Genomic DNA, 22,706 nt, shown 5'->3' with positions numbered 1-22,706 from the left:
CAGGTTCGCGACCCGGCACGGGACGAAACCGACGTAACGGGTGGGCTTCGAAGGCGGCGCCGCAAATGAAGCGGGGCTATGGTGGCACGGGGAGTCGGGCCGGTAAGACGGCCCGCAGGAGCGCAGCGAGGCGATGGTGTTGTCAGGTCAGAGGAGGGTGTACGGCAGTTGAGTACCCATGTTCTCCGCTGCGACGGCGCACCCGTACCGATCGCGCTCGCTTCGCTACCGCTCACCCAGACTTCCGCCATACCGGACACCAATGTGCTGGACGAGTTGCTGCCGGTGATGGCCGCCGACAGTCTGCCGCGGCTCATCGTGCTCGGTGAGGACGCCGGACTCGCGGCGGTGCTCACCCATTTGATGCGCACCGAACGCCTCGGCGTGGAAATCGGTTACGTCCCCGTCGACCGCACCTACGGTTCGCGCGCCTACGAGACCGGCACCGGATCCGCCGCCGCCAAGCGCGCGCTGGAAGGTAAGCCGACCGAGACCCCGCTCATTCGCGATGACACCGGCAAGGTGCTGATCGGCCGCGCCACCCTGGTCGGCGAGAACGGTGAGAAGCTCGAAGGCGAAGCGTACGTGGACGACACGCGGTTGTTCACCGGTAAGGTCTCGGCGCTGCTGGTGTCACCGACACTGGAGATGCCGGGTCTGCACGCCAGCGCGCAACGCGGAATTCTCGGCAAGAAACGCTGGGCGCAGGGGCGTGCCATGCAACTCGGCACCCGCGGCGCGATCGTCACCCGGGACGGCATCACCACCGATAAGCCGGTGCGGCGATCCACGTTCTACCGGCATCATGAGCCGTGGTTGCTGGTCCGTTGATCTTCACCCGGTGAATCCGGGGTCCATTCAAGGAGTCCGATGAGTAGTCCTCGCGCGATCGGCCGTGCCTCGGGGGCGGTGCGCCCGAGCCCGGTGTTCCTGCTCGTCGTCGCGATCGCGGTGGCGGGCGGAGTGGTGGCCTGGACTGCGGATCTGCTATCCAATCAGGCGAAATTCGGAGTTTTCCTGATGGTGGTGGCGGGCTGGGTGGTGTCCATCTGCCTGCACGAGTTCGCTCATGCTTTCGTCGCGTATCGCGCCGGGGACCGCGAAGTCGAGCTACGCGGATACCTCACCTTGAACCCGTTGAAATACAGTCATCCGCTGCTGTCGATCGGGTTGCCGCTGCTGTTCATCGCCATCGGCGGGTTCGCGCTGCCGGGTGGTGCGGTGTATGTGAACTCGAACAGCTTCAGCGCGAAGGTCCGGCGGATTCTGAGCGGCGCGGGTCCGGCCAGCAATCTGCTGTGCGCGATCGTGCTGTTGATCATCGTGAAGCTGTGGGGCAGTTCGTATTCGCATGCCGCGTTCTGGTTCGGGCTGAGCTACCTGGCCTTCCTGCAGATCATGGCTACCGTGCTCAATCTGATTCCGGTGCCGGGCACGGATGGCTACGGGATTCTGGAACCGTCGCTGAGCTATGAGACGCGGCGGTCGATGGATCAGATCAAGCCGTACGGAATTCTGATCCTGATCGCGCTGCTGTTCGTGCCGCAGATCAATATCGCGTTCTTCAACGGGATTCGGGCGCTGTTCGAACTGTCGGGCGTGCCGTCGATCTGGTCCGATTTCGGTTCGACGCTGACGCGTTTCTGGCGCTGAGCCGAATCAATCCACCGGCGTCACATAGGGATTCGGGACGGTCGGCGGGAGCATGGCGATCGAGGAAAGCCTGCGCATCCCGCACACCTGCATGAGGTCGACCACGATCGAGCGGATCTGCGCGAACACCACGTGCGCGGAGATGCCCGCACCGTCAACCAGATCCTTGGTCGCGCCCTTGGCGACCGTGCGCAGTACACGGGTGGCCTCGGCGGCATCGGGTTTATCGCCCGGGTCAGCTAGCACCATCTGGCGCACGATATCCACGGCCTGGCCGAGTCGTTCGACTTCGAGAGTCAGTCGCGGATCCAGGATTTCGTCATCGCGCACCAGGGACAGGGCGCGGCGCAACAGCACTCGCGCATTGCGGACGGCATTGTCGAGCGGGTCCGCGACCTCGCGCAGGCGTTCCAGGCGGGCACGCGAATTCCAGTACAGCGGTGAGATTCTGCTGATTTCGCGGCCGCCCTCGAGGGTGCTGCGCAGGGTGTCGAGATTGCTCTGGGTGCCGCGCACGGCCTCCAGCGCGACCTTGATCTTCTCCGCGTCATGCTCCAGCAGCCCCGCGGCGCACTCGGTCAGCGAGGTGCCCATGACGCCGAGAATGTCCGCGGCCTGCTGCCGGGCGCGGCGCACCGGATGCAGCGGGATCGCCGCCACCACCACGATGCCGACCATGCCGCCGACCAGTGCGTCGATGATGCGCAGATTCGAATTGCCGCTCGCCGGTGGCAGCAATGTCGCCACCAGCACCGCCGAGGACGCGGCCTGCATGGTGATGACCGGGCCGCCGTCCAGGAATACGGCCGTGCACATGGCGAAGATGACCAGCACCGAGATCTGCCAGATGCCCGTGCCCGCCCAGGAGACGAACAGATCGCCGATGCCGATGCCGACCGCGACGCCCACGATCAATTCGACCGCGCGGCGCAACCGTGCGCCGAACGAGACGCCGATCGAGATCATGGCGGCCATCGGCGCGAAGAACGGTTGCGGATGCCCGACGATATTGTGCGCGATGAACCAGGCCACGCCCGCGCCGACCGCGCACTGCACAATCGGCAGCAGCGAGGACCGCACCCGCTTCGCGGCGGTGCGCATGCGCGCGACGCCGCTGTCCTTGGCGGCGTCGAAGGTCGTGCCTAGGCCACTGCTCAAATCAGTCGAGACCGAGTTCGGCGGCGGCGCGCGGGTCGCAGTCCTCGAGCAGATCCAGGCAGCGCGCGAACTCGTCGGTCTCACCGATGGTGCGGGCCGCGCGGGCCAGCGCGCCGACGCTGCGCAGGAAACCCTGATTGGGTTCGTGGCTCCACGGCACCGGGCCGAAACCCTTCCAGCCGTTGCGGCGCAACAGGTCCAGGCCGCGGTGGTAGCCGGTGCGGGCGAACGCGTACCCGGCGAGGGTGTCGGCGTTCACCTCGTTATTGCCGCGCTCGAGGGCGCCTTCGGCCAGATGAGCCCAGGCGATGGACGCTGTCGGATGCGCGGCCGCGACCACTACCGGGTCCTGCTTGTTCAGCAACGCGTCCTCGGCGTCGGTGTTTTCCGGAAGCAGTACCGGCTGGGGTCCGAGCAGATCACCGAAGGAGGTCATGCCGATCATTCTGCACCGACCGCGCGAATGCTCAGTAGGCTGACCGTCGAATCACAGTTCCGCCGAACCGAGGGGTAGCGCGTGTCCGACTCGAACGACGACCAGCAGCCACAGGACTCTGCCCGCCAGGCAGCTCCCGGCAAGGGCGCCGACAAGGACACACCCGCCGCCCCCGAAACCGCGGCCACCGAGGTGATCCGCACCGCCAAGCCCGGCTTCGCCACCATCAAATACGAGCCCGCCCAACCGGTCTCCGACGGCCCCACCACCCGAATCCCCACCACCCCCCGCCCGGAAACAACCCCGGGTGGGCAGAGTCCGTCGGCTCCTCAGGGTGGCCCCACGCAGTCGGGCGCGCCGCAAGGCGGACCGGGTTCGGCCGCCTCGGGCAATGCCGCCGAGGCCGCGAAGCAGGGCGAAGCCGACCGACCGGGCGCACCCGACCAACCTGGCGAAATTTCCCAGCGCGGGGAAACAGGCCAGCAGTCCGGCACGGCGAACCAGCAGGGCGCGGCACAGCAAAGCCGTCCGGCCGACCAGCAAGGCGCGGCGCAGCAGGGTGCACCCGCCCCTCAGGGTGGCGCGCAGCCGAGCGGAGCGGCCAAGGTCTCGGGTGGCGGCGCCAGCGCGGCGGACTCCGGAAACCCCGCGCCCTCGGCGGACGCCACCACCGTGTTCAAGGTCGTTTCCCGCCCGGATACGGCAGCTCCGCAAACCGATGCCGCACCGGCGAATTCCGTGCAGCAGCCCCCGGCCGCCGTTACGGACGCCGCGAAAACCGCACCCGCACAGGACGACCCGAAGAAATCGGCCGACACCCCGTCCGTGCCGGATGCGAAAAAGCCCGATGCGAACGACGCCACCGAGCAGCCCGGCGCGGATGCCGGATCGCCGGATTCGAAAACCGTTGTGATGAAGCAGGTTCCGGCGGGGTCCGAGGATGCCACCACCATGTTGCCGGTGGTTACACCGGATCAGGCGACGGAGAAGATGCGGGTGTCCGGGCCGCAGGGGCGGGCCGTGAGTAAGCCGCCCGCTTCGCCTCGGATGAATCAGGGGCCCAGGAATGTGGGGCCGCGCGGGGGTGCGCCGGATCAGGATGGGGCGGTCGAGGAGACTCGGCCCGCGCCGCCGCGGCCGCCGCACGCGCCGCGCCGGCCCGCCAGTGCGCCCTCCCCCGCCGATATGCAGCCGACCGCGCCCGCCGTGCCGATTCGCGGGCCGCGCGCCATGCCGCCCGGCCCGCAACGGGTCGGACCCGGCGCGCCGCCGCAGGGACCGAACGGACAGGGCGGACCGCAGGGCGCGCCGCAAGGGCCCGGCGGACCTGCGCAAAGCGGACCCCAGGGTCCGGGTGGACCGGGACAGCGCGGGCCTCAGGGACCCGGCGCTCCCATCCCGAGCGGACAGGGACAAGGCGGGCCGCAGGGACAAAGCGGACCCGGACAGGGTGGACCGCAAGGCCAGAACGGACCCGGACAGGTCGGGCCGCAGGGCCAAGGTGTACCCGGACAGGTCGGGCCGCAAGGTAAGGGTGGACCTGCCCAGGGTGGACCGGGCGGTGTGCCGATGACCAAGCCGGGTGGGGTGGGGGCGCCGGGGTTGGCGGGAGCCGTGGCGGGTGGAGCCGTTGGTGCGCAGGGTGTCGGGGGTGTTCAGGGGGGCGGACAGCGGCCTCAGGATGCTCAGCGGGCGCAGGAGCCGCAGCGGCCACAGGATGGGCAGGGTGGGCCGCGGACCATTGCCGCACCGCAGCGGGTGCCCGCGGCGGGTGAGGGTGACGCCGCGCCCGCGAAAGCCGGTGGGGGAAGCAAGAATCGGGTGTTGCTGCTGGCGGGGATCGCGGCGGCGGTGGTGATCGCGGTGATCATCGGCATTGTCGTGATGGTCGCCGGCGGGTCGGACGATACGCCGGAGGCGCAGGTCAAGGTCGCTATTTCGACCTATACCGATGGGCTCGCGAATGGCGATCTGGAGAAGTTGCGCGGGATCACCTGCGGTGCGCAGCACGATTTCTATCAGAAGATCTCGGCCGATCAGTTCGCCGGTGTGTATCGAACCTCCAAGGAGCAGAAGAGCATTCCCGTGGTGAAGAGCGTGGATGCCATTCGCATCACCGGGGATGCCGCGCTGGCGCAGGCGACCGTGTACACCGAGGCGGATCCGTCGAAGCAGTCGGCGCGCACCTTCGACCTGCAGCGCACCGCCGATGGCTGGAAGGTCTGTGATCCGGCCAACGGATAGCGGCTTTCGACTAACGGATAGGGGTCCCGCGCAGATGTTCTGATCGGGCGGGTGGCGCATTAGCGCCCCGGCCCGCGACGAACATCACAAACACCTGGTCAACAGTCCGACTCGCCAGTAATATGGCGCAGATTGTCTGGGCCAGCCACGATGGGGTGTCGGCGCCTCCGCGGGCTGTATGCCGTGGTTCTGTGCTGACACCGATCGGGCGCGGTCCTACCGGGTTTCGATTGCGCAGGGAGCTGAACCATGCCGGAGACGGCCGAGGCGATTGCCGCCACCACCGCCACCGATCTGGTCGGTCGGCATTTTCGCGTGCGTGACCACTACGACGTGGGCCGCGAGAAGATCCGCGAGTTCGCACGCGCTGTGCGCAACCACCACCCCGCCCACCACCACGAGGACGACGCGCTCGCGCTCGGCTACGCCGGCCTGCTGGCCTCGCCGACCTTCGCGTCCGTCATCGGCGCCGCCACCACCCGTTCGCTGATCGGTTCCGTGCTCACCGAGTACGACGTCTCGCAGTTCATGCAGACCGATCAGATCTTCGAATACCACCGCCCGATCCTGGACAACGACCTGCTCTCGGTCGATGTGCTGATCGAGCAGATCCGCTCGTACGGCGATAACGACTTCCTCACCGTCAAGGTGACCATGAGCGATGCCGACGCGCTGCCGGTGCTGGTCGCGACCACCACCATCGTGGCCCGCAAGGGCGTCGAGATCGATCCCGCCGCCGTGGAGACCGTTTCGGGCGTGCTCATGCACGGGCATGTCCCCGAGGATCACATCTCCGATCCGACCGGGCTCATCCTGCTCGCGCCGGAGGATGTCGCCGAGCTGCGCGATCCCGCTCCCGCACTGCCGGTGCAGACCACCCCGACCGCCGCGACCCTGGCCGCCGGCACCGAACTTCCGCCCGGCAAGGTGCCCGTCACCCGCGGCGATCTGGTGAATTACGCGGGCGTCTCGGGCGATCCGAACCCGATTCACTTCAGCGATGCCGCCGCCCAGCTGGTCGGCCTGCCGACCGTGGTCGCACACGGCATGCTCACCATGGGCCTGACCGCCAGCTACCTGGTGAACTGGCTGGGTGATCCGGCGGCGCTGAGCAAGTTCAGCGTGCGCTTCTCCGGCTTCGTCCCGGTGGAGCCGACCGCCCCGACCTTCGTCGATTTCACCGGCAAGGTGAAGTCGGTGGACGCCGAAACCGGTTCCGCCACCATCGTTCTCGGTGCCACCTCGGAGGGCAAGAAGCTCTTCGGCCGCGCCGTAGCCGAGGTCCGGCTCTCCTGACGCACTCAAACCGTCTGGGCGGCATCGCGATTCGATCGCGGTGCCGCCTTTCGCGTCAATTCAGGGTGGCGTGCATCAGGTAGACGTTGTAGTCGCTCCAGGTCGACATGGTGAAGTAGAGCTCGTTGCCGGTCGACCAGGGGTGGATGAAACCGCCGTAGAGTTCCGGAAATTGCATGGCGCTCACCGTCGCGGCACCGGGCGACCACACACCCTGCGGTGAATCCGATTCGCGCACAACGAGAGCCGCTTTCGCGGTGTCCAGGTAGCTCATCTGCCAGATCTTGCGCACCGCGTCGTAGCGCACGGACAGCTCCGCCACCGGGGCGTCGACAATCGGTGTGGCGGAGGTGTATCCGCCGACCGGGGTCCATTCACCATCGCGCCAGTACTGGTACGCGGTGGTGTTGAGCACCTGATCCTTCGGCACCCGCGCCAAGCCCACCGAGGCCAGCCGGGTGTTGGGCGTGCCGAACATGTAGACGTAGTCGCCCGCCGGGACCATGGCCGAGACCTGGAAGTTGGATACGCCGAAGATGTTGTCCCACTTGGCGTGTGCGTCCTTGGTCCAGGTGCGGCCGTGATCGTCGGAGTAGGCGATGCCGCCGTAGTTGGTGTACCAGGTGCCCGGAATGCTGTTCCAGGTGCGAATGGACATGTAGCTCATGTACTGCCGGTCGCCGAGCGCGAAACCGGAGGTCGGGATGGTGGTGATCTCGATATTGTCGAGCTTCTTGCTGGACAGCAGTTCGGTGGCGTGACAGCGCGAGTCGGTGACCATGCTGTCGAAGGTGACGCCGTCCGCGAGGTTCTTGTCGGTGCTGAAGGCGAGCAGATTGCTGCGCCAGTCCTCGCCCATACCGCCGGGCGGATGGAAGTCGTGCCCGACGGTGTCGCCGAAGGCGATGGCGATCTCGCCGGGCTCGCTCTCCCACATGATGCCCAGGTCGGTGCCCTGCACCTGCCAGCGCTTATCGGTGCGGTTGATGGAGTTGGCCCCGGTCAGCTTGGCGACCTCGCGGACGTCGGTCACCTGCGGCATGGCCCGGGCGGGCGTCAGCGGCGCGGTTTCGACCCCGGGATGCGCGGGTTCGGGACCGGGCGGCACGGCGGGCGGGTTCGGGTTGGGGAAGGCGAAATTGAACGGCTGCGGATGCAGGATGAGGCGCGGAATGCCAAGCTGCTCATTGAGACTCGGCGGCGGCGCGGGCAGATCGGTGAGGTCCGGGCACGGATTGACGCACGGATCGCTCGGCAGCTCCATATCGATGCGCTTGGTGTTCTCCACCGGCGGTCCGGGGTCGACGGTGACGACCGGGTAGGTGATCGGCACCTCGAGGGTTTTGGGCACCAGCGATTCGTGCACCGGGGCGGGATCGGTATGACACGGCCCGATACCCGGAATCGCTTCCACCGCACCGTGTTCCGCGGGGGCTGCCAGGGCGGTCGCGGGGTGCGCGCCGACCAGCGCGCCGGCCCCGAACACCATTGCTCCCACCGCGGCGAGCAGCCGTTCGGCCATGCACCAACCTCTCGCCATTCGGGCTCTTCGGACACATCCGGCAGGAGACCCTACCCGCGGAGACCGGCGAACAGCGGGCACTCGCCCAAGATCAACCGAATCGATATCCGGCGAGCCGCGACCGCGGATCTCCGCGAACCGAAACCAACTGGGCAGCAGCGTAATACAGTGGGGTGGTGTACGTGCAGGACGTGACCCTGACCGGGACCATCAGCGCCGAACTCGCCGAGGAGCTGGCCTACCTCACCAGTAGACACACCTCGCACATCATCCTGACCTGCAAGGAACACCGGCTCTTCGTCGGCCTGCTACCCATGTGCCTGGACGATCTGCAGCTACGCGCGGGCGACATCGTCACCGTCACGGTCAGCGGCGGTTACAAGCCGCCCGACACCGAGGATCGGCAGGCGCTGCGCGAGGCCGTCGAACTACTCGCCAAGGCCGGGGCCTGAACCTCAGCGCACCGCCTGGAAGACGAACACCGTCGCCCCGATCCGGATGGCGTCACCGTCGGCGAGCACCGCGGCGCTCTCGATGGCCTGCTCATTGATGTAGACCCCGTTCGCCGACCCGAGATCCTTGATCAGCAGTCCGGCCCGGCTGGGCGTGATCTGCGCGTGGTACCGGCTGGCCTTGGGATCGTCGAGCACCAGATCGTTGTCGGTCATGCGGCCGATCTTCATACCGCCCACCGCGATCGGAATCATCCGGCCCTCGGCGGTCAGCAATTGCCCGGCCCGCACCGCGCGCGGCATCTCGGTGACGGTCTCGGTCATGGCCTTGGCCATCCGCTCGACCTCGGCGATCTGCCCGGTCTGCAAGGGTTCCTGGCGCAGCACCTGCTGTTCCAGCGCGATGATCGCCGGACCCGGATCGATGCCGAGCTCATCGGACAGCACCCCGCGCACCCGGCGGCACGCCTCGAGCGCGTCGGCCTGCCGCCCGGACAGGTACAGCGCCGTGATCAACTGCGCCCACAGCGGTTCGCGCAGCGGATGCGCGTTGGTCATCGCGACGAGTTCACCGACCACGGCGGACGCACGCCCGCAGGCGATTTCGGCGTCCACCCGCGCGGAGGCGACCAGCAGTCGCTCCTCATCCATTGCGGTGGCGAAACTTTCGGCGAACGACAGCCCGGACAGATCGTCCAGGGCGCGACCGGTCCACTGCGCCAGCGCATCCGCGTACAGCCGTGCCGCCCGCTCGTGGTCGCCCTGATTCGCGGCCTCGGTGCCCGAGCGCCGAATGCTCTCGAAACGCCCGAGATCGCAGTGCTCATCGGAGATTTCGAGTCGATACCCCGACGACTCGGTCCGCAGCACCGTGCCCGGATCGACACCGGCGTTGCGCAGCGTCTTACGAATATTGGAGACGAACACCTGCAGGCTGGCCTGATAGGAGTCCGGCGGCTCGTCGTTCCAGACGATATCCGCCAGCGCCTGCGACGACACCGCACGCCGCCGGTTCACCGTCAACGCGGCCAGCAGTGCACGCGGCTTGGGGCCGCCGACCAGCACTGGACGGCCGCCGACCAGCACTTGCACAGGCCCGAGGACCCGCACATCGAGAGTCATTGCGCTGCACCTCGTATAGAAAAGCGAACCGCCGCGGCAGCACCTGGCCACCACGGCGGGCTCTGCTCACTGGACCGGATTTTCCCGGCCTCCGGAGCTACCTTACTTGGCGCTGATGGAGCGACCAGCCGACTTGAGGTCGTTGCACGCCTCTTGTACGCGCGCGGCCATGGAGGTTTCGGCCTTCTTCAGGTAGCTGCGCGGGTCGTACACCTTCTTGTTGCCGACCTCACCGTCGATCTTCAGCACGCCGTCGTAGTTGGCGAACATGTGACCGGCGACCGGGCGGGTGAACGCGTACTGGGTGTCGGTGTCGACGTTCATCTTCACCACGCCGTAGCGCAGCGAATCCTCGATCTCGGACTTCAGCGAGCCCGAACCGCCGTGGAAGACGAAGTCGAACGGCTGCGCGTCCGCGCCCAGACCCAGCTTGGCGGCGGCGACGCGCTGGCCCTCGGCGAGCACCTCGGGCTTGAGCACGACATTGCCCGGCTTGTAGACACCGTGCACATTGCCGAAGGTGGCGGCCAGCAGGTACTTGCCGTTCTCGCCCGCGCCGAGCGCGTCGATGGTCTTCTGGAAGTCCTCGGGGGAGGTGTAGAGCTTGTCGTTGATCTCCGCCTCGACACCGTCCTCTTCACCGCCGACGACGCCGATCTCGACCTCGAGAATGATGTTCGCGGCATGGCACTGCTTGAGCAGTTCCTTGGCGATCTCCAGGTTCTCGTCGATCGGAATCGCGGAGCCGTCCCACATGTGCGACTGGAACAGCGGGTTCAGACCGGACTTCACGCGCTCCGCCGAAATGGCGATCAGCGGCCGAACGAAGCCGTCCAGCTTGTCTTTCGGGCAGTGGTCGGTGTGCAGCGCGATGGTGATGTCGTACTGGGCGGCCACCACATGCGTGAATTCGGCGAGCGCGACCGAGCCGGTCACCATGCTCTTCACACCCAGGCCCGAGCCGAATTCGGCTCCGCCGGTGGAGAACTGGATGATGCCGTCGCTGCCCGCGTCGGCGAAACCCTTGATCGCGGCGTTGATCGTCTCGGACGACGTGCAATTGATCGCGGGGAACGCGAAGGAGTTCTCCTTGGCCCGAGCAATCATCTCGGCGTAGATCTCCGGAGTCGCGATGGGCACAATGACCTCCGTAAGTGGTGTGCTGTGTACAACAAATTCTGTCAGGGCACACCCTAGGGCAGACGGCTTTTCGCCTGGCAATGGCCTCGGAATCCTGACAAGTTCGTGAGGTTGCTTCGACGTTCGGTGTCACATCGCAATGACCGGTAGGGTGGTGGCCGTGACCTTGCTGGCCGTGTCCGATGCCGTGACGACCAACGTCGCGCTCCCCGCGATTCTCGATCCCATGCATCTCCTGACGGAGACCTGGCTGAAGAACGCGGTGCTCCCGGCGATCTTGGTGATCGTCTTCATCGAAACGGGATTGCTGTTCCCGATCCTGCCCGGCGATTCGCTGCTGTTCACCGGCGGTCTGCTGTCGGCGCAGGCGAACCCGCCCGTCTCCATCTGGGTGCTGCTGCCCGCTGTGGTGCTGATCGCATTCCTCGGTGATCAATCCGGGTATTGGATCGGCCGGGCCATCGGGCCCGCGCTGTTCCAGAAGGAGGACAGCCGCTTCTTCAAGAAGAAGTACGTCACCGAGACGCACGAGTTCTTCGAGAAGCACGGCCCCAAGACCATCATCCTGGCTCGCTTCGTGCCCATCGTGCGCACGTTCATGCCGGTGCTGGCGGGCGTTTCGAAGATGGACTACCGCAAGTTCGTCACCTTCGACATCGTCGGCGCGATCCTGTGGGGCGGCGGCGTGACCGTGCTGGGCTACTTCCTCGGCAATGTGGAATTCATTCGTAAGAATGTCGAGGCGATCTTCCTGCTCATCGTGCTCGTCTCGATCCTGCCGGGCATCCTCGCGGTGCTGAAGAACCTGCGCAATCGTGGCGCCGAGGCGGAGCTGGCCGCCACGTCGAACGAGCCGAACCGCTAGAGCCATCGGTGTCGACCACCCCGCTAACCCACGCTCTGAGCGCCTTCGGGCCGCTCGAGACAGCTGGGCCGGTGCTCGTGTGGACCGTCGTCCTCACGTTTGTCTTCCTCGAATGCGCGCTGATCATCGGGCTGTTCCTGCCCGGTGATTCGATGCTCATCACCGCCGGTGTCGTGCTGGCCTCGCAGGTCACCGGCGAGATGCACGTGTGGGCGCTGGCGGTGGGCACCATGATCTCGGCCATCGCCGGTAATCAGGTCGGCTATGTGATCGGGCAGCGCACCGGACATCACCTGGTGGCGCGTAAGAACGGCAAATACATCAACACCCGGAATCTGGCCCGGGTGGCCGAGCTACTACATCGCCACGGATTCCTGGCGGTGCTGGTGGCACGCTGGATTCCGTGGGTGCGCACGCTGTGCCCGCTGGTGGCGGGTGCGGCCGGTATGGATCATCGCAAGTACACGATCGCCTCGACGGTGGGCGCGATCATCTGGGCGCCGGTACTGCTGCTGATCGGGTACTACGCGGGCAGTTTCCTGGAGAACGTGTCCTGGCTGATGCCCGCGGTGATCGGCACGCTGGTGGTCGGATTGATCCTCGGCACGATCGTCGGCGTCCGCCAGTACCGCGCGGAAATGTCACGGCCCGCAGAGGATTTCGAGCTCGACGCGGAGTGCGAGACGGTGCCGATGCATGTGATCAGCCGCAACGACTAGAGGCCCGCGGCGGTGACCGTATGCGCGGCCTCCATCAGTTTCCAGCCCGAAAGCTGAACGGACAGATCGCGTTCCGGAGTGCGCGAGGCCGAGACCGAACCGCCTTCGAAGCGGCCCGCACCCGAAACGCCGGGTAGTCGCGCGGGCAGTCGCCAGTCCGGGCCGAAGAGCGGCTCACCCTCGACTTCCAGACGGTTCTCCCAGGCCGCGGTAGCCGATTCGCGCACGATCGCGGCGGCGGTGCGGCGGGCGTTCACCTGATCGGTCTCGTCGCCGGGCAGCATGACCGCGGCCAGCGCGAGATAGCGGATGAGAATGCCGTTGAACAGGCCGCCGTCCCCGCCACCACCGCCGATGACGACACCGCCGCCGACCATATGCTCCTCGATGGCGGCGATCAGCCGGACCGCGCGATCGACGTGCCGGGGTTCGCCGGTGTGCACGGCCAGTTCGGTTTCCAGGCCGAGTACCACGCCCTGGCAGTAGCTGTAGGTGGGGCGTTCGACCTCACCGGAGGGCAGGTGGATGCCGTCGAAGATGAGCCCGGAGTCCTTGTCACGCAGGTTGTCATCGAGCCAATCGGAGATTTCCTGGGCGCGCGGATAGCGGCCGAGCCGGGCCATCGCAATACCGACCGGACCGTTCGCGGGGGCATTGAAGAAATCCGAGCCCTTACGCCACGGCACCGCGCCGAACTGCGGTTCGAACCCGGTGTACAGCTCATTGCTCAATTGCAGCAGCGCACCGCGCACCTCCTCGACGCCCTGGGTGCGCTCGGCCCGCTCCAAAGAGATTGTCAGCCAGGCCATATCGTCGTAGTAGTTATTGGTCCACCCGGCGATATTGCGTAATCGCATGGCATGCGCGATGGACCAGATCCGCTTCTGCCGCACCGGCGTCGGCGCGCGATTGGCGGCGTCCACCGCGCAATCGATGAGATGCGCCTGCCACCAGTAGTGCCAATTCGCGAACCCGCGCTCCCGCTTGGTCGCGGGCCAGCCGACCACGCCCAGCGCCGTACCCGGCATACCCCACAGCGTCCGCAGGTGCCGAGACACGATCGCGGACTCCGCCAGATCGGCGCGCTCCGCCCAGAGCGCGGCCGTCGGCTCGATATTGCGCCCGGTCCGCGAAGTCATAGGACATATCGTGCCAGGGCCACACCCCACCCCGTGGCTGATTTGTTACCAACCTTGTCCAATTGCCGTGGCGGTTGTCACTTCCAGGCCGTTCCCAGGTCGGCGTGTTGCCGAACCCAGGCGTGCATCGCTATCCCCGCTGCGACTCCCGCATTGATGCTGCGGGTCGAGCCGAATTGCGCGATCGAAACGGTCAGCAGCGCGGCGTCTTTGGCGGCCTCGGTGACGCCCGGACCCTCCTGGCCGAACAGCAGCAGGCAATCGCGCGGCAGGTCGGCGGTCTCCAGCGGAACCGAGCCCGGCACATTGTCCACAGCCACGACCGTCAAGTTGTTGGCGATCGCGAACTTCAGCAGTTCGGCGGTATCGGCGTGATGGTGAATGTGCTGATAGCGGTCGGTGACCATGGCCCCGCGCCGATTCCAGCGCTTACGCCCGACAATGTGCACGGCCGCCGCGCCGAAGGCGTTCGCGGTGCGCACCACCGTGCCGATATTCGCGTCATGCCCGAAGTTCTCGATGGCCACGTGGAAACAATGCCTGCGGCTGTCGATATCGGCGACGATCGCCTCGCGGGTCCAATAGCGGTACGCGTCCACCACATTGCGGCGGTCGCCGTGCGCGAGCAATTCCGGGTCCAGCCGCGGGTCATCCGGCGGTTCGGTGCCGAATTCGTCGCGCCACGGCCCGACGCCGTGCGGGTGCTCACCCCATTCGGTGGGACCGGCCGGATCGCCCTCGGAGCCGGCGGCATCGGGGGCGAGGGGATCGTCGGTACTGGCGGAACTCACCCGCGCCATCGTAATGGCAGGTCAGCACCGGCCTGCCCGCGCTGCCGGGCGGCCGGTCCTAATTCGTCGTACTGCCGACAACACCGATCACGATGCTCAGCACCACGATCACCACGACGAACACCAGCAGACCCGTGGCGATGATGCCGCAGATGTATCCGGCATTGACCATGCCGCGACCGCCGATGGCGCCCCGCGAGGCGTCGATCTCATCGCGGACGCGGCGGCCCATCACCCAGGCCACCGGCCCGATGACCTGGCACAGCACCAGGCTGAGAATGCCGAGCACCAGCACGGTGACGGCCTGTGGATGATCCGGCGGCGGTGCGCCGTAATAGCCGGGCGGGGGCTGATACCCCGGCGGCGGCGGTTGATAGCTCATGCACATGATGCTAGGTCTTCGTGCTGGCCACACCCCGGATTTACGGGCCTGCTCCCTCGTTCCGCAGCGGCCGTCCGACCACGATGAGAGGTATGAACGAGACGGCCGCACTCCCCACTATCGTGCTCGACATGCCCGCCCCCGAACCCGCCCCGCCACCCCGGTCCGATCCCGGCGCGGTGCTGCGCGAGGTGTTACTGGCCCCCTTCCGGGCGCGGGTGTGGAAGGAGTTCGCGTACCTGATCATCGCGTTCGTACTCGGATGTGTCGCGGCCGCATACCTTTTCACCGCGATCGTGGGCGGGGTGTACACGGTCATCGTGCTGATCGGGGTGCCGCTGCTCGGCTGCGCGATTCTCGGCGGGCGGGTGTGGGGTCGCGTCTATCGCGTCCTGAACGCACTGCTGCTGAACAATCCGATGCCCGAACCGCAGCCGTTCACCTACCGGCCTGGGCTGTGGGGCTGGTTGCGCAGCGCCTACACCGATCGGACCTCCTGGCGCGCACTGCTTTTCCTGGTGATCCAGTGCCTGTTCGGCATGATCATCGGCTACGGCGTGCTGATGGTCATCGCGATCGTGGGATTCAGCGCCCTCTCCCCCATTTTCTGGGTGCTGTTCAACCCCACCAATGTGGATGAGAACGGCGTCGAGCATCACTCGCTGTTCCAGTTCAACCAGTATTTCGTCGATACCTGGCCGCGCGTACTGGCTTTCGCCGCGCTGGGCGTGCTCGGCTGCTTCCTGCTGCCGTGGCTGATCCGTTTCGTGTGCTGGCTGCACCGGTTGTTCGCGATCTGGCTGCTCGCGCCGACCGCCGCGGATCAGCGGGTGCTGGAATTGCAGGAGAGCCGCCGGGCGGCCGTCGACGATTCCACCGCGACGCTGCGCCGCCTGGAACGGGATCTGCACGACGGTACGCAGGCACGCCTGGTCAGTATCGCCATGATGCTGGGCCGCGCCGAGGATCGCCTCGCCAATGGCGGTGACGCCGCCGAACTCATCGCGCAGGCGCGCACCGGATCCAAGGAGGCGCTGACCGAATTGCGCGAGTTGGTGCGCGGGATTCACCCGCCCGCTTTGGAATTGGGCCTGGAACCGGCATTGGAGACATTGGCCGCGCGGTGCGCGATTCCGGTGGAGCTGCGGGTGCTGCTGCCGGTCCGGCCCAGCCCGTCCATCGAGGCCATCGCCTATTTCTCGGTCGCGGAACTGCTCACCAATGTGGTGAAACACGCTGGCGCGAACCGCATCTGGGTGGCGGTACTGCCCACCGGCACGGATGCGCTCGCGGTGAGCGTGCGCGACAACGGGCACGGCGGCGCGCTGCAACCGATCGAGGGCCCCGGCGAAACCGCCGTGGCGGGCGGGCTTTCGGGTCTGGCGGCGCGGGCGCGATCGGTCGACGGGTCACTGCTGGTGGACAGCCCGGTGGGCGGACCCACCGTGGTCACCATGGTGCTGCCGGTGGCGGGACCGTAGCCCGCATCGGAAACCGGCTGCCCCGTATGACAATCGAGAGGACACGATGAGCACCCCTGATCGGCTGCGCGTGGTGATCGCGGAGGACAACGCCATTCTGCGGGACGGGCTGACCGCGCTGCTGACCGATCGCGGTTACGCGGTGGTGGCCGCGGTCGGCGAGGCGGACGGCCTGTCCGCCGCGGTGGCCGAGCATCGGCCCGATGTGGCGGTGGTGGATGTGCGCATGCCGCCCAGTTTCACCGACGAGGGGTTGCTGGCGGCGCTGGCATTGCGCCGCAGCCATCCCGAAACCGGGGTGCTGGTGTTCTCGCAGTGGATCGAAACCCGGTATGCCACTGAACTTCTCGCGTCCGGCGCGGGCGGGGTCGGCTATCTGCTCAAGGACCGGGTGGCCGATATCGGGGATTTCGTGGACGCGCTGCAACGGGTCGCGACCGGCGGCACCGCACTCGATCCGGAAGTGGTGAGTCAGCTCATGGGCGCGGCCCGGCAACAGGATTCGCTCGCCCGCCTCACCCCGCGCGAACGCGAGGTACTGGAGTTGATGGCGCAGGGGCTGTCGAATTCGGCGCTGGCGCAGGCGCTCACGGTGACCGAGCGGGCGGTGGAGAAGCACATCGGCAATATCTTCACCAAGCTGGAGTTGCCGCCCTCGGATCTGCATCATCGGCGGGTGCTGGCGGTACTGCGACTCAAGGGTTAGACGGCCCCGGGTGAAACGTCGCTGTACGGTTGCCGACCGTGGAACACTGGTTCCATGGTTCGGTCGAGTTCCGCGGAGACGGTGAAAGTCGTTGCGTCCTGGCCCGATCACCTATTGACGCTGGCGGAGTGGTCGGCGCTACCCAATGAGCGCGGTTCCTGCCGGGAACTGGTGGACGGGGTGCTGCTGATCGCACCGCAGCCGCCGCGGCATCAACTCGCGGTGTGGCGCTTGGCCGCTCAGCTGGAACCGGCGCTGCCGCGGCGGGTGGCGGCGCTGGCCCGGGTGGAATTGGTGATCGAGGAAACCCATCCGTCGACGGTGCGGGTGCCCGATGTGCTGGTGGTGGGCGGTGCGGCGGGGGCGGCGCACGCGACCCGGGTCTTTCCCCCGGATGTGCTGGCGGCCATCGAGATCGTGTCGCCCGGATCGCGGCGCACCGATCGGATCATGAAGTTCACCGAGTACGCCGAGAGCGGTATCGAGCACTACTGGTTGCTGGAGACCGACGGGTCGGTGCGGTTGACCACCTTCGGACTTCGCGAGGGCCGCTACGAAACCACCGGAACGTACACCGGGCAGGTGACCCTCGAATTGGACGGCATGGTGCTGCCGCTCGACCTCGACGCGCTCACCGCGTTGCGCACCACCGCCTGAGTCGGCGCACACCGGCCTGACCTCGCCCGATCCCCCACCCGGACGGAAAATTCGGACTATCCTGGAGTTCCGCAAGCCGTGGTTGGAGGGTCTCGATGGACCACGCGCGTATTTCTCGCACCGTACTCGGCGTCACCGTCGCCTACCTCGTCACGCTCTGCGTCTGGCTGGCCTGGCTGGTACCGCTCACCCCGCCGGGCACCCTGCCACTGCAGATCATCGTGCTGGTCGGCATGTTCGGCACCTTCCTCGGCATCGGAATGCTGCTGGCACAGCGCCCCTCGCACAGCGACCGTCAACTCCGGCGGCACGGCCTCGAGGGCTGGGCCACCATCGAGGGCGTGCACCGGCTCATGCGCACCGATCACTGCACCGAGATCACCGAACTGGATCTGGAATTGGTGGTGCCCGGATCCGAGACGTATCGCGGCAGCATCGTCTTCGACGTGGAACCGGTGATCCGCCCGAGAATCACTGTGGGCGGCATACTTTCGATCCGCGTCGACCCGCGCAACCGCGACCGGATAGTCGTCTGCCTGTAAACGACCCCGTCATCCCGGCATGTTTTTGGCCGGGATCCACCTTCGATATGCGTGGATCCCGGCCAAAAGCGCGCCGGGATGACGGGGGTGGTTCATCTGTCCGCGCAGGCAGCCTGCCCGATTTGCCTGGCCTTCCCCGTAGCATCACCGGTCATGACCACCGCAATACCCGCTGTACCCCCTGACCGCCGTGAAGCGCCGCTGCTGCTCGATACCGAGCCGCCGCGCACGCTGAGCTTCAGTGACCAGGCGGCCTTCTGGCTGAATCTCGGCGTCAGCCTGATCGGGTTCAGCGGTGCGGCCACGGTGCTGCTGCCCAATGGACACCCGCCGCTGTCAATCGCGGGCGCGTTGCTGGCCACCTTCGTCGGCACCGTCGCCGGTATCGCCATGGTCGCCGGAACCGGAGCCGTCGGCACCCGCACGGGCGCGCCCGCCATGGCCGTGCTGCGCGGCCTCTTCGGCACCAAGCTCTCCTATCTGCCCACCGCCGCGAACATCGTGCAGTGCATCGGCTGGGGCGTATTCGAACTGACCGTCATCGCACTCGGTGTCTCCGCACTCACCGATGACCGTGCTCCGCACGCGCTGGTCATCATCGCGGCGGGCATTCTCTGCACCGTCATGGCGATCTGGCCGCTGCGCGTGCTGCACATCCTGCGCAAGTATGTCTCGGTCGCGGTAGGTATCGCCCTGGTGTACTTCACCATTCAGCTACTGCGGCAACCTGTTCCGGAACTTCCGAACACCAGTTGGAGCGGGTTCTTCCCCGCTGTCGACGCGACCCTCGCGGTATCGGTGTCGTTCGTGCCGCTGGCCGCCGACTACACCCGGCATTCGCGTTCGGCGCGCGGTGCGGCGGGCGCGGCGACACTCGGCTATTCCGTCGGGCAGTTCTGGTGCTACCTGCTCGGCATTCTCGCGATCCTCCAGGCGGGCGGCGATGTCGACCACATCTTCGACACCCTGCTGGGCGTGACGGCGGGCTGGGCCTTCTTCGCGGTGTTGGTGCTGCGCGAATCGGATCAATCCTTCGCCAACGTCTACTCCACGGCCATGTCGATCCAGAATCTGCTGCCGCGCGTGGATCGCCGCCTGCTGGCATTGGGTGTCGGCGTGCTGGTCACGCTACTGGCTCTGCCGGTCCGCGATTTCACCGACTATGGCAATTTCCTCTACCTGATCGGCTCGGTGTTCGTGCCGTTGAGTGCCGTGCTGATCATCGACTATTTCTTCGGTAGCAGCAGGCAGGGCTGGAATCTGTCGCAAACCGCGCCCTCTCGCCCATTCATGCTGCTGCCATGGATCATCGGCTTCGTCGTGTACCAGCTGTGCAATCCGGGCTCGGTGCCGTGGTGGGCGAACCTGTGGACAAAGGTGCAGGATGCCATCGGCTTCCACCCGCAATGGTGGTCCTCGGCCTCGCTCTTCTCGTGGCTGGCAGCGGCTTTCGTCACCGCCATCCTGGTGGTCGTGCAGCGCCGGCGGGCCTGACCCGATGACCCGGGACCGCGTCTTCGGCATGGGTTCGGAACAGCTCGTCGCCCCCGACTGGCCGCCCCTGACCCCGCCGGAGATCGCGGCGCTGCTCGGACCCGACGCCGTGATCGAATGGCGCAGTCCCCGGCCGCTTTCCGCGACCGCCCGAGTCCACACCGCGGACGGCACACCGGTAATCGTCAAACGACTCCCCCGCACCCTGCGCGATGCGACGGCCCTCGCCGAAGAGCACGCGTTCATGAATCACTTGCGCGACAGGGGAATTCCCATTCCCGCCATCGTGCTCACCCGCGAAATCGGCGAATTCACCTACGAGGTGCAGGAACTCGGCATCGGCGAGGACCTCTACCGCAGCTCGTTCTCCTGGTCCCCATACCTCTCGACCGACCAGGCCCGCACCTCCGGCCGCATGCTGGCCCGATTGCATCTCGCCGCAAGGGATTACGACGCCCCACCCCGTCCACCCCGCCCTCTACTGGCGAGCTTCTCGATCTTCTCCGCACCCGACCCGATCGCCGCCATCGAGGCCCGCGCCGCCGTTCGCCCGGCCCTGGCTGCCTTCCTCGCCACCAGCGACTGGCGCACCGAGGTGCAACGCCTGCACCTGCCTTTCCACACCCGCCTGTATCGACTGCTCCCCCACCTGGCTCCCCAGTGGACGCACAATGACTGGCACGGCACCAACCTGCTGTGGCAATCCACCGGACCCGGAGTCGAATCCCCTTCCACGGTCATAGATTTCGGTCTCTGCGACCGCACCGTCGCCATCCACGACCTGGCCGTAGCCATCGAACGCTGCGCCGTCGACTGGATCTCCCTGCGCGACGGCGGCCCGGCCCACATCCAATTCGATCAGGTCGAAGCCCTGCTGAACGGTTACCGATCGATCCGCCCGCTCAGTCCCACCGAGACTGCGGCCCTCCCCGAACTGCTCCCGCTGGTGCACGCCGAATACGAGTTGTCCGAGATCGACTACTTCCTCGGCGTAATACCCGGCGGCAACCCCGAGAACGCCGAAATCGCCTACCGCCATTACTTTCTCGGCCACACCGCATGGTGGGCGGCCGCAGGCCGCGCCCTACTGTCCCGGCTCCCCTGACCTCGTACGGTCGATCAGGGGCGGTGGGCGCGGGGGTCTGCCAACAGGTACTGGGCGGCGGCGTAGGTGGTGAGGATGACGCCCTCGGTGATGCGCTGGGAGCGGGTACTGCGGGCGAAGATCTTGCGCAGCACGATGAGTCCGTCGGACACCGTGAACAGCAGTGCGCCCACACCCAGGCGGGTGCGCGGGTCGGAGCCCGGGATATTCAGGCCCGCAATGGCTTTCGCACCCGGAGCGATGCCGGGGTCGGAGGCGAGGGTGGCGGCGGTGCCGAGGGTCGCGCCGTAGGCGGTCAGGGGCAGAGCCACCGCCGGGGCCTTGGCGCGCATCAGGGCGGCCGCACCCAGCCAGGCCACCAGGCGCTGGGCGGCGATCTGGGGTTGCGGACGGCCGCCGCGCCGCCACCAGAGCCGGGAGTAGCCGGTTTGCATAACGGCGAAAGACGATGCGCCCGCGATCAATCGGCGGTCGTCGTCCGGATCGATGAGCAGGATGTCGCCCACCGTGGCGGCCGCGAGCGAGCCGAGCAGCACTGTACGGTCGGAGGATTCGAGACCGTCATCGTTGGTGACGATATCCGCCGCGAGCAGCGGCATGAGCAAAGGCTTTGCGGCCCACTGCAATTTGTGGCGACCGGTGACAGCGCCGAACACTGTCACGGCCGCCGCGCCGACGAAGGCGGCGCGGAACGGCCGGGGCATCAGAAGGAGGGCTCGGCCGGGGCCGGGGGCAGGACCGCGACCTGACCGGCGTAAGACAGGCCCGCGCCGAAACCGAGCAGCAGGGCCAGCTGACCGCCCTTGGCCTTGCCGGTCACCAGCATTTCCTCGATGGCGAGCGGAATCGACGCCGCCGAGGTGTTGCCGGTGTTCTCGATGTCATTGGCCATGGGCAGATCGTCGGCGAGGCCGAGGTTCTTCTTCATGAGCTCGTTGATGCGGGCATTGGCCTGGTGCGGCACGAACACCTCGATGTCCTCCTTGGCCACACCGGAGAGCTCGATCGCGCTGGACAGCGCGCGCGGCAGCGTGACCGCGGCCCAGCGGAAAACCTTGGGGCCCTCCATATGCAGCGACATCCGGCCGACGGGTTCGACCGCCGGATCGGTGCCCTGGAGTTCCTGCGCACGGTTCATGAACGCGAGGAAGTCGATGTCCTGGGCGATGGCTTCGGCGTTCTCGCCGTCGCTGCCCCACACCGTCGGCGAGATGCCGTTCTCCTCGGCGGGTCCGATGACGACCGCGCCCGCGCCGTCACCGAAGATCATGGCGGTGCCGCGATCGGTCGGGTCCAGGCCGACGGTCATCGTTTCCGCGCCGATGACCAGGATGTATTCGGCGGAACCGGCGCGAATCATATCGGTGGCCACACCCAGGCCGTAGCAGAAGCCGCCGCAGCCCGAGACCAGATCGAATGCCGGAATGCCGTTCATGCCGAGGTCCGCGGCAATACTGGGCGCACCGTGCGGGGTGAGCTTGAGCCAGCTGGAGGTGCACAGCACCAGCGCGCCGATCTTGGAGCGATCGATGCCGGTGTTCTTCAGCGCGCGTTCGCCCGCCGCCACCGACATCGATCGGATCGTCTCGTCGCCGCTGATCCAGCGCCGGTTGTGGATACCGGTGCGGTCGAAGATCCACTCGGGGGTGGAGTCGAGTGTCTTGCACACCTCGGCGTTACTGACGATGCGCTCGGGCCGGTAAGCACCGATGCCGAGCATCGCAACATTCTGGGGACCCTTGTTGATTGCAATGCTCACCACAGGTGACTCACACGACCCTTCACAACAGCTGTTCGACAAC

Annotated in this window: 23 protein-coding genes; 13 read left to right on the top strand and 10 right to left on the bottom strand. The window is 66.9% G+C overall.

What is annotated here, in order from left to right:
• Positions 1–168 precede the first annotated feature (168 nt).
• Together ACFVUS_RS23055 and ACFVUS_RS23050 are read left to right on the top strand one after the other, a co-directional pair.
• On the top strand, positions 169–831 hold the full coding sequence (locus ACFVUS_RS23055; protein WP_364649832.1) for a hypothetical protein: 663 nt from the start codon (positions 169–171) through the stop codon (positions 829–831).
• A 39-nt stretch (positions 832–870) separates the two neighbouring features.
• Entirely contained in the window at positions 871–1,653 is a 783-nt protein-coding gene (locus ACFVUS_RS23050) for a site-2 protease family protein (protein ID WP_387769605.1), read from the top strand.
• A 6-nt stretch (positions 1,654–1,659) separates the two neighbouring features.
• Here the strand turns inward: ACFVUS_RS23050 and ACFVUS_RS23045 are convergent, their stop codons facing one another.
• A complete protein-coding gene (locus ACFVUS_RS23045) occupies positions 1,660–2,754 on the bottom strand; it encodes an aromatic acid exporter family protein (protein WP_387770156.1) in 1,095 nt (364 codons plus the stop codon).
• Between the two features lie 58 nt (positions 2,755–2,812).
• The gene (locus ACFVUS_RS23040; RefSeq protein ID WP_387769602.1) at positions 2,813–3,247 is read right to left on the bottom strand and encodes a DUF3151 domain-containing protein; all 435 of its coding nucleotides are present in this window, start codon (positions 3,245–3,247) and stop codon (positions 2,813–2,815) included.
• An 81-nt stretch (positions 3,248–3,328) separates the two neighbouring features.
• On the opposite strand from ACFVUS_RS23040, the gene ACFVUS_RS23035 reads away from it, so the two are divergent.
• Together ACFVUS_RS23035 and ACFVUS_RS23030 are read left to right on the top strand one after the other, a co-directional pair.
• A complete protein-coding gene (locus ACFVUS_RS23035; protein ID WP_387769599.1) occupies positions 3,329–5,491 on the top strand; it encodes a hypothetical protein in 2,163 nt (720 codons plus the stop codon).
• A 249-nt stretch (positions 5,492–5,740) separates the two neighbouring features.
• Complete coding sequence (locus ACFVUS_RS23030) at positions 5,741–6,787, top strand: fused (3R)-hydroxyacyl-ACP dehydratase subunits HadA/HadB (protein ID WP_387769596.1); 1,047 nt, start codon at positions 5,741–5,743, stop codon at positions 6,785–6,787.
• Positions 6,788–6,842: 55 nt separating this feature from the next.
• Here the strand turns inward: ACFVUS_RS23030 and ACFVUS_RS23025 are convergent, their stop codons facing one another.
• Complete coding sequence (locus tag ACFVUS_RS23025) at positions 6,843–8,309, bottom strand: DUF4185 domain-containing protein (protein WP_387769593.1); 1,467 nt, start codon at positions 8,307–8,309, stop codon at positions 6,843–6,845.
• Between the two features lie 176 nt (positions 8,310–8,485).
• Here ACFVUS_RS23025 and ACFVUS_RS23020 point away from each other — a divergent pair, with 176 nt between their 5' ends.
• Positions 8,486–8,761, top strand: a complete 276-nt coding sequence (locus tag ACFVUS_RS23020; protein ID WP_364636198.1) for a hypothetical protein — start codon at positions 8,486–8,488, stop codon at positions 8,759–8,761.
• Between the two features lie 3 nt (positions 8,762–8,764).
• Here ACFVUS_RS23020 and ACFVUS_RS23015 read toward each other — a convergent pair whose 3' ends face one another.
• Entirely contained in the window at positions 8,765–9,883 is a 1,119-nt protein-coding gene (locus ACFVUS_RS23015; protein ID WP_364636201.1) for a BTAD domain-containing putative transcriptional regulator, read from the bottom strand.
• 102 nt (positions 9,884–9,985) lie between these two features.
• Positions 9,986–11,023 carry a class II fructose-bisphosphate aldolase gene (gene fbaA, locus ACFVUS_RS23010; RefSeq protein WP_387769588.1) on the bottom strand — a complete coding sequence of 346 codons (1,038 nt, stop codon included), beginning with the start codon at positions 11,021–11,023 and terminating at the stop codon, positions 9,986–9,988.
• A gap of 175 nt (positions 11,024–11,198) precedes the next feature.
• On the opposite strand from fbaA, the gene ACFVUS_RS23005 reads away from it, so the two are divergent.
• Positions 11,199–11,888 (top strand): DedA family protein, encoded by a 690-nt coding sequence (locus ACFVUS_RS23005; protein ID WP_387770153.1) that lies wholly within the window; start codon positions 11,199–11,201, stop codon positions 11,886–11,888.
• An 8-nt stretch (positions 11,889–11,896) separates the two neighbouring features.
• On the top strand, positions 11,897–12,607 hold the full coding sequence (locus ACFVUS_RS23000) for a DedA family protein (RefSeq protein WP_387769585.1): 711 nt from the start codon (positions 11,897–11,899) through the stop codon (positions 12,605–12,607).
• Here ACFVUS_RS23000 and ACFVUS_RS22995 read toward each other — a convergent pair.
• From ACFVUS_RS22995 to ACFVUS_RS22985, 3 genes are all read right to left on the bottom strand, one after another.
• Positions 12,604–13,746, bottom strand: coding sequence for a glycoside hydrolase family 76 protein (locus ACFVUS_RS22995; RefSeq protein WP_387769582.1), 1,143 nt, complete (start codon positions 13,744–13,746; stop codon positions 12,604–12,606). The genes ACFVUS_RS23000 and ACFVUS_RS22995 overlap by 4 nt on opposite strands.
• Positions 13,747–13,823: 77 nt before the next feature.
• Entirely contained in the window at positions 13,824–14,546 is a 723-nt protein-coding gene (locus ACFVUS_RS22990; protein ID WP_387769579.1) for a TrmH family RNA methyltransferase, read from the bottom strand.
• A gap of 49 nt (positions 14,547–14,595) precedes the next feature.
• Complete coding sequence (locus tag ACFVUS_RS22985; RefSeq protein WP_387769576.1) at positions 14,596–14,919, bottom strand: DUF4190 domain-containing protein; 324 nt, start codon at positions 14,917–14,919, stop codon at positions 14,596–14,598.
• 92 nt (positions 14,920–15,011) lie between these two features.
• On the opposite strand from ACFVUS_RS22985, the gene ACFVUS_RS22980 reads away from it, so the two are divergent.
• From ACFVUS_RS22980 to ACFVUS_RS22955, 6 genes are all read left to right on the top strand, one after another.
• Positions 15,012–16,400, top strand: coding sequence for a sensor histidine kinase (locus tag ACFVUS_RS22980; RefSeq protein ID WP_387769573.1), 1,389 nt, complete (start codon positions 15,012–15,014; stop codon positions 16,398–16,400).
• A gap of 64 nt (positions 16,401–16,464) precedes the next feature.
• Positions 16,465–17,106: a response regulator gene (locus ACFVUS_RS22975; RefSeq protein WP_387770150.1), complete on the top strand. Its 642-nt coding sequence runs from the start codon at positions 16,465–16,467 to the stop codon at positions 17,104–17,106.
• 54 nt (positions 17,107–17,160) lie between these two features.
• Positions 17,161–17,763: a Uma2 family endonuclease gene (locus ACFVUS_RS22970; RefSeq protein WP_387769570.1), complete on the top strand. Its 603-nt coding sequence runs from the start codon at positions 17,161–17,163 to the stop codon at positions 17,761–17,763.
• A gap of 95 nt (positions 17,764–17,858) precedes the next feature.
• The gene (locus ACFVUS_RS22965; protein ID WP_375960988.1) at positions 17,859–18,305 is read left to right on the top strand and encodes a hypothetical protein; all 447 of its coding nucleotides are present in this window, start codon (positions 17,859–17,861) and stop codon (positions 18,303–18,305) included.
• A 153-nt stretch (positions 18,306–18,458) separates the two neighbouring features.
• Complete coding sequence (locus tag ACFVUS_RS22960; protein ID WP_387769566.1) at positions 18,459–19,799, top strand: purine-cytosine permease family protein; 1,341 nt, start codon at positions 18,459–18,461, stop codon at positions 19,797–19,799.
• Positions 19,800–19,803: 4 nt separating this feature from the next.
• Positions 19,804–20,904, top strand: a complete 1,101-nt coding sequence (locus tag ACFVUS_RS22955; protein WP_387769563.1) for a phosphotransferase enzyme family protein — start codon at positions 19,804–19,806, stop codon at positions 20,902–20,904.
• Positions 20,905–20,918: 14 nt separating this feature from the next.
• On the opposite strand, the gene ACFVUS_RS22950 is transcribed toward ACFVUS_RS22955, so the two are convergent.
• Together ACFVUS_RS22950 and ACFVUS_RS22945 are read right to left on the bottom strand one after the other, a co-directional pair.
• Entirely contained in the window at positions 20,919–21,608 is a 690-nt protein-coding gene (locus ACFVUS_RS22950) for a lysoplasmalogenase family protein (RefSeq protein WP_387769560.1), read from the bottom strand.
• Positions 21,608–22,666 (bottom strand): beta-ketoacyl-ACP synthase III, encoded by a 1,059-nt coding sequence (locus tag ACFVUS_RS22945; RefSeq protein WP_387769557.1) that lies wholly within the window; start codon positions 22,664–22,666, stop codon positions 21,608–21,610. Before ACFVUS_RS22945 ends, ACFVUS_RS22950 begins: the two co-directional genes overlap by 1 nt.
• Between the last annotated feature and the right edge of the window lie 40 nt (positions 22,667–22,706).

The sequence above is a fragment of the Nocardia sp. NPDC058058 genome (genome assembly GCF_042885355.1).
Taxonomy (GTDB): domain Bacteria; phylum Actinomycetota; class Actinomycetes; order Mycobacteriales; family Mycobacteriaceae; genus Nocardia.
This window is presented reverse-complemented; position numbering and strand designations above follow the sequence as displayed.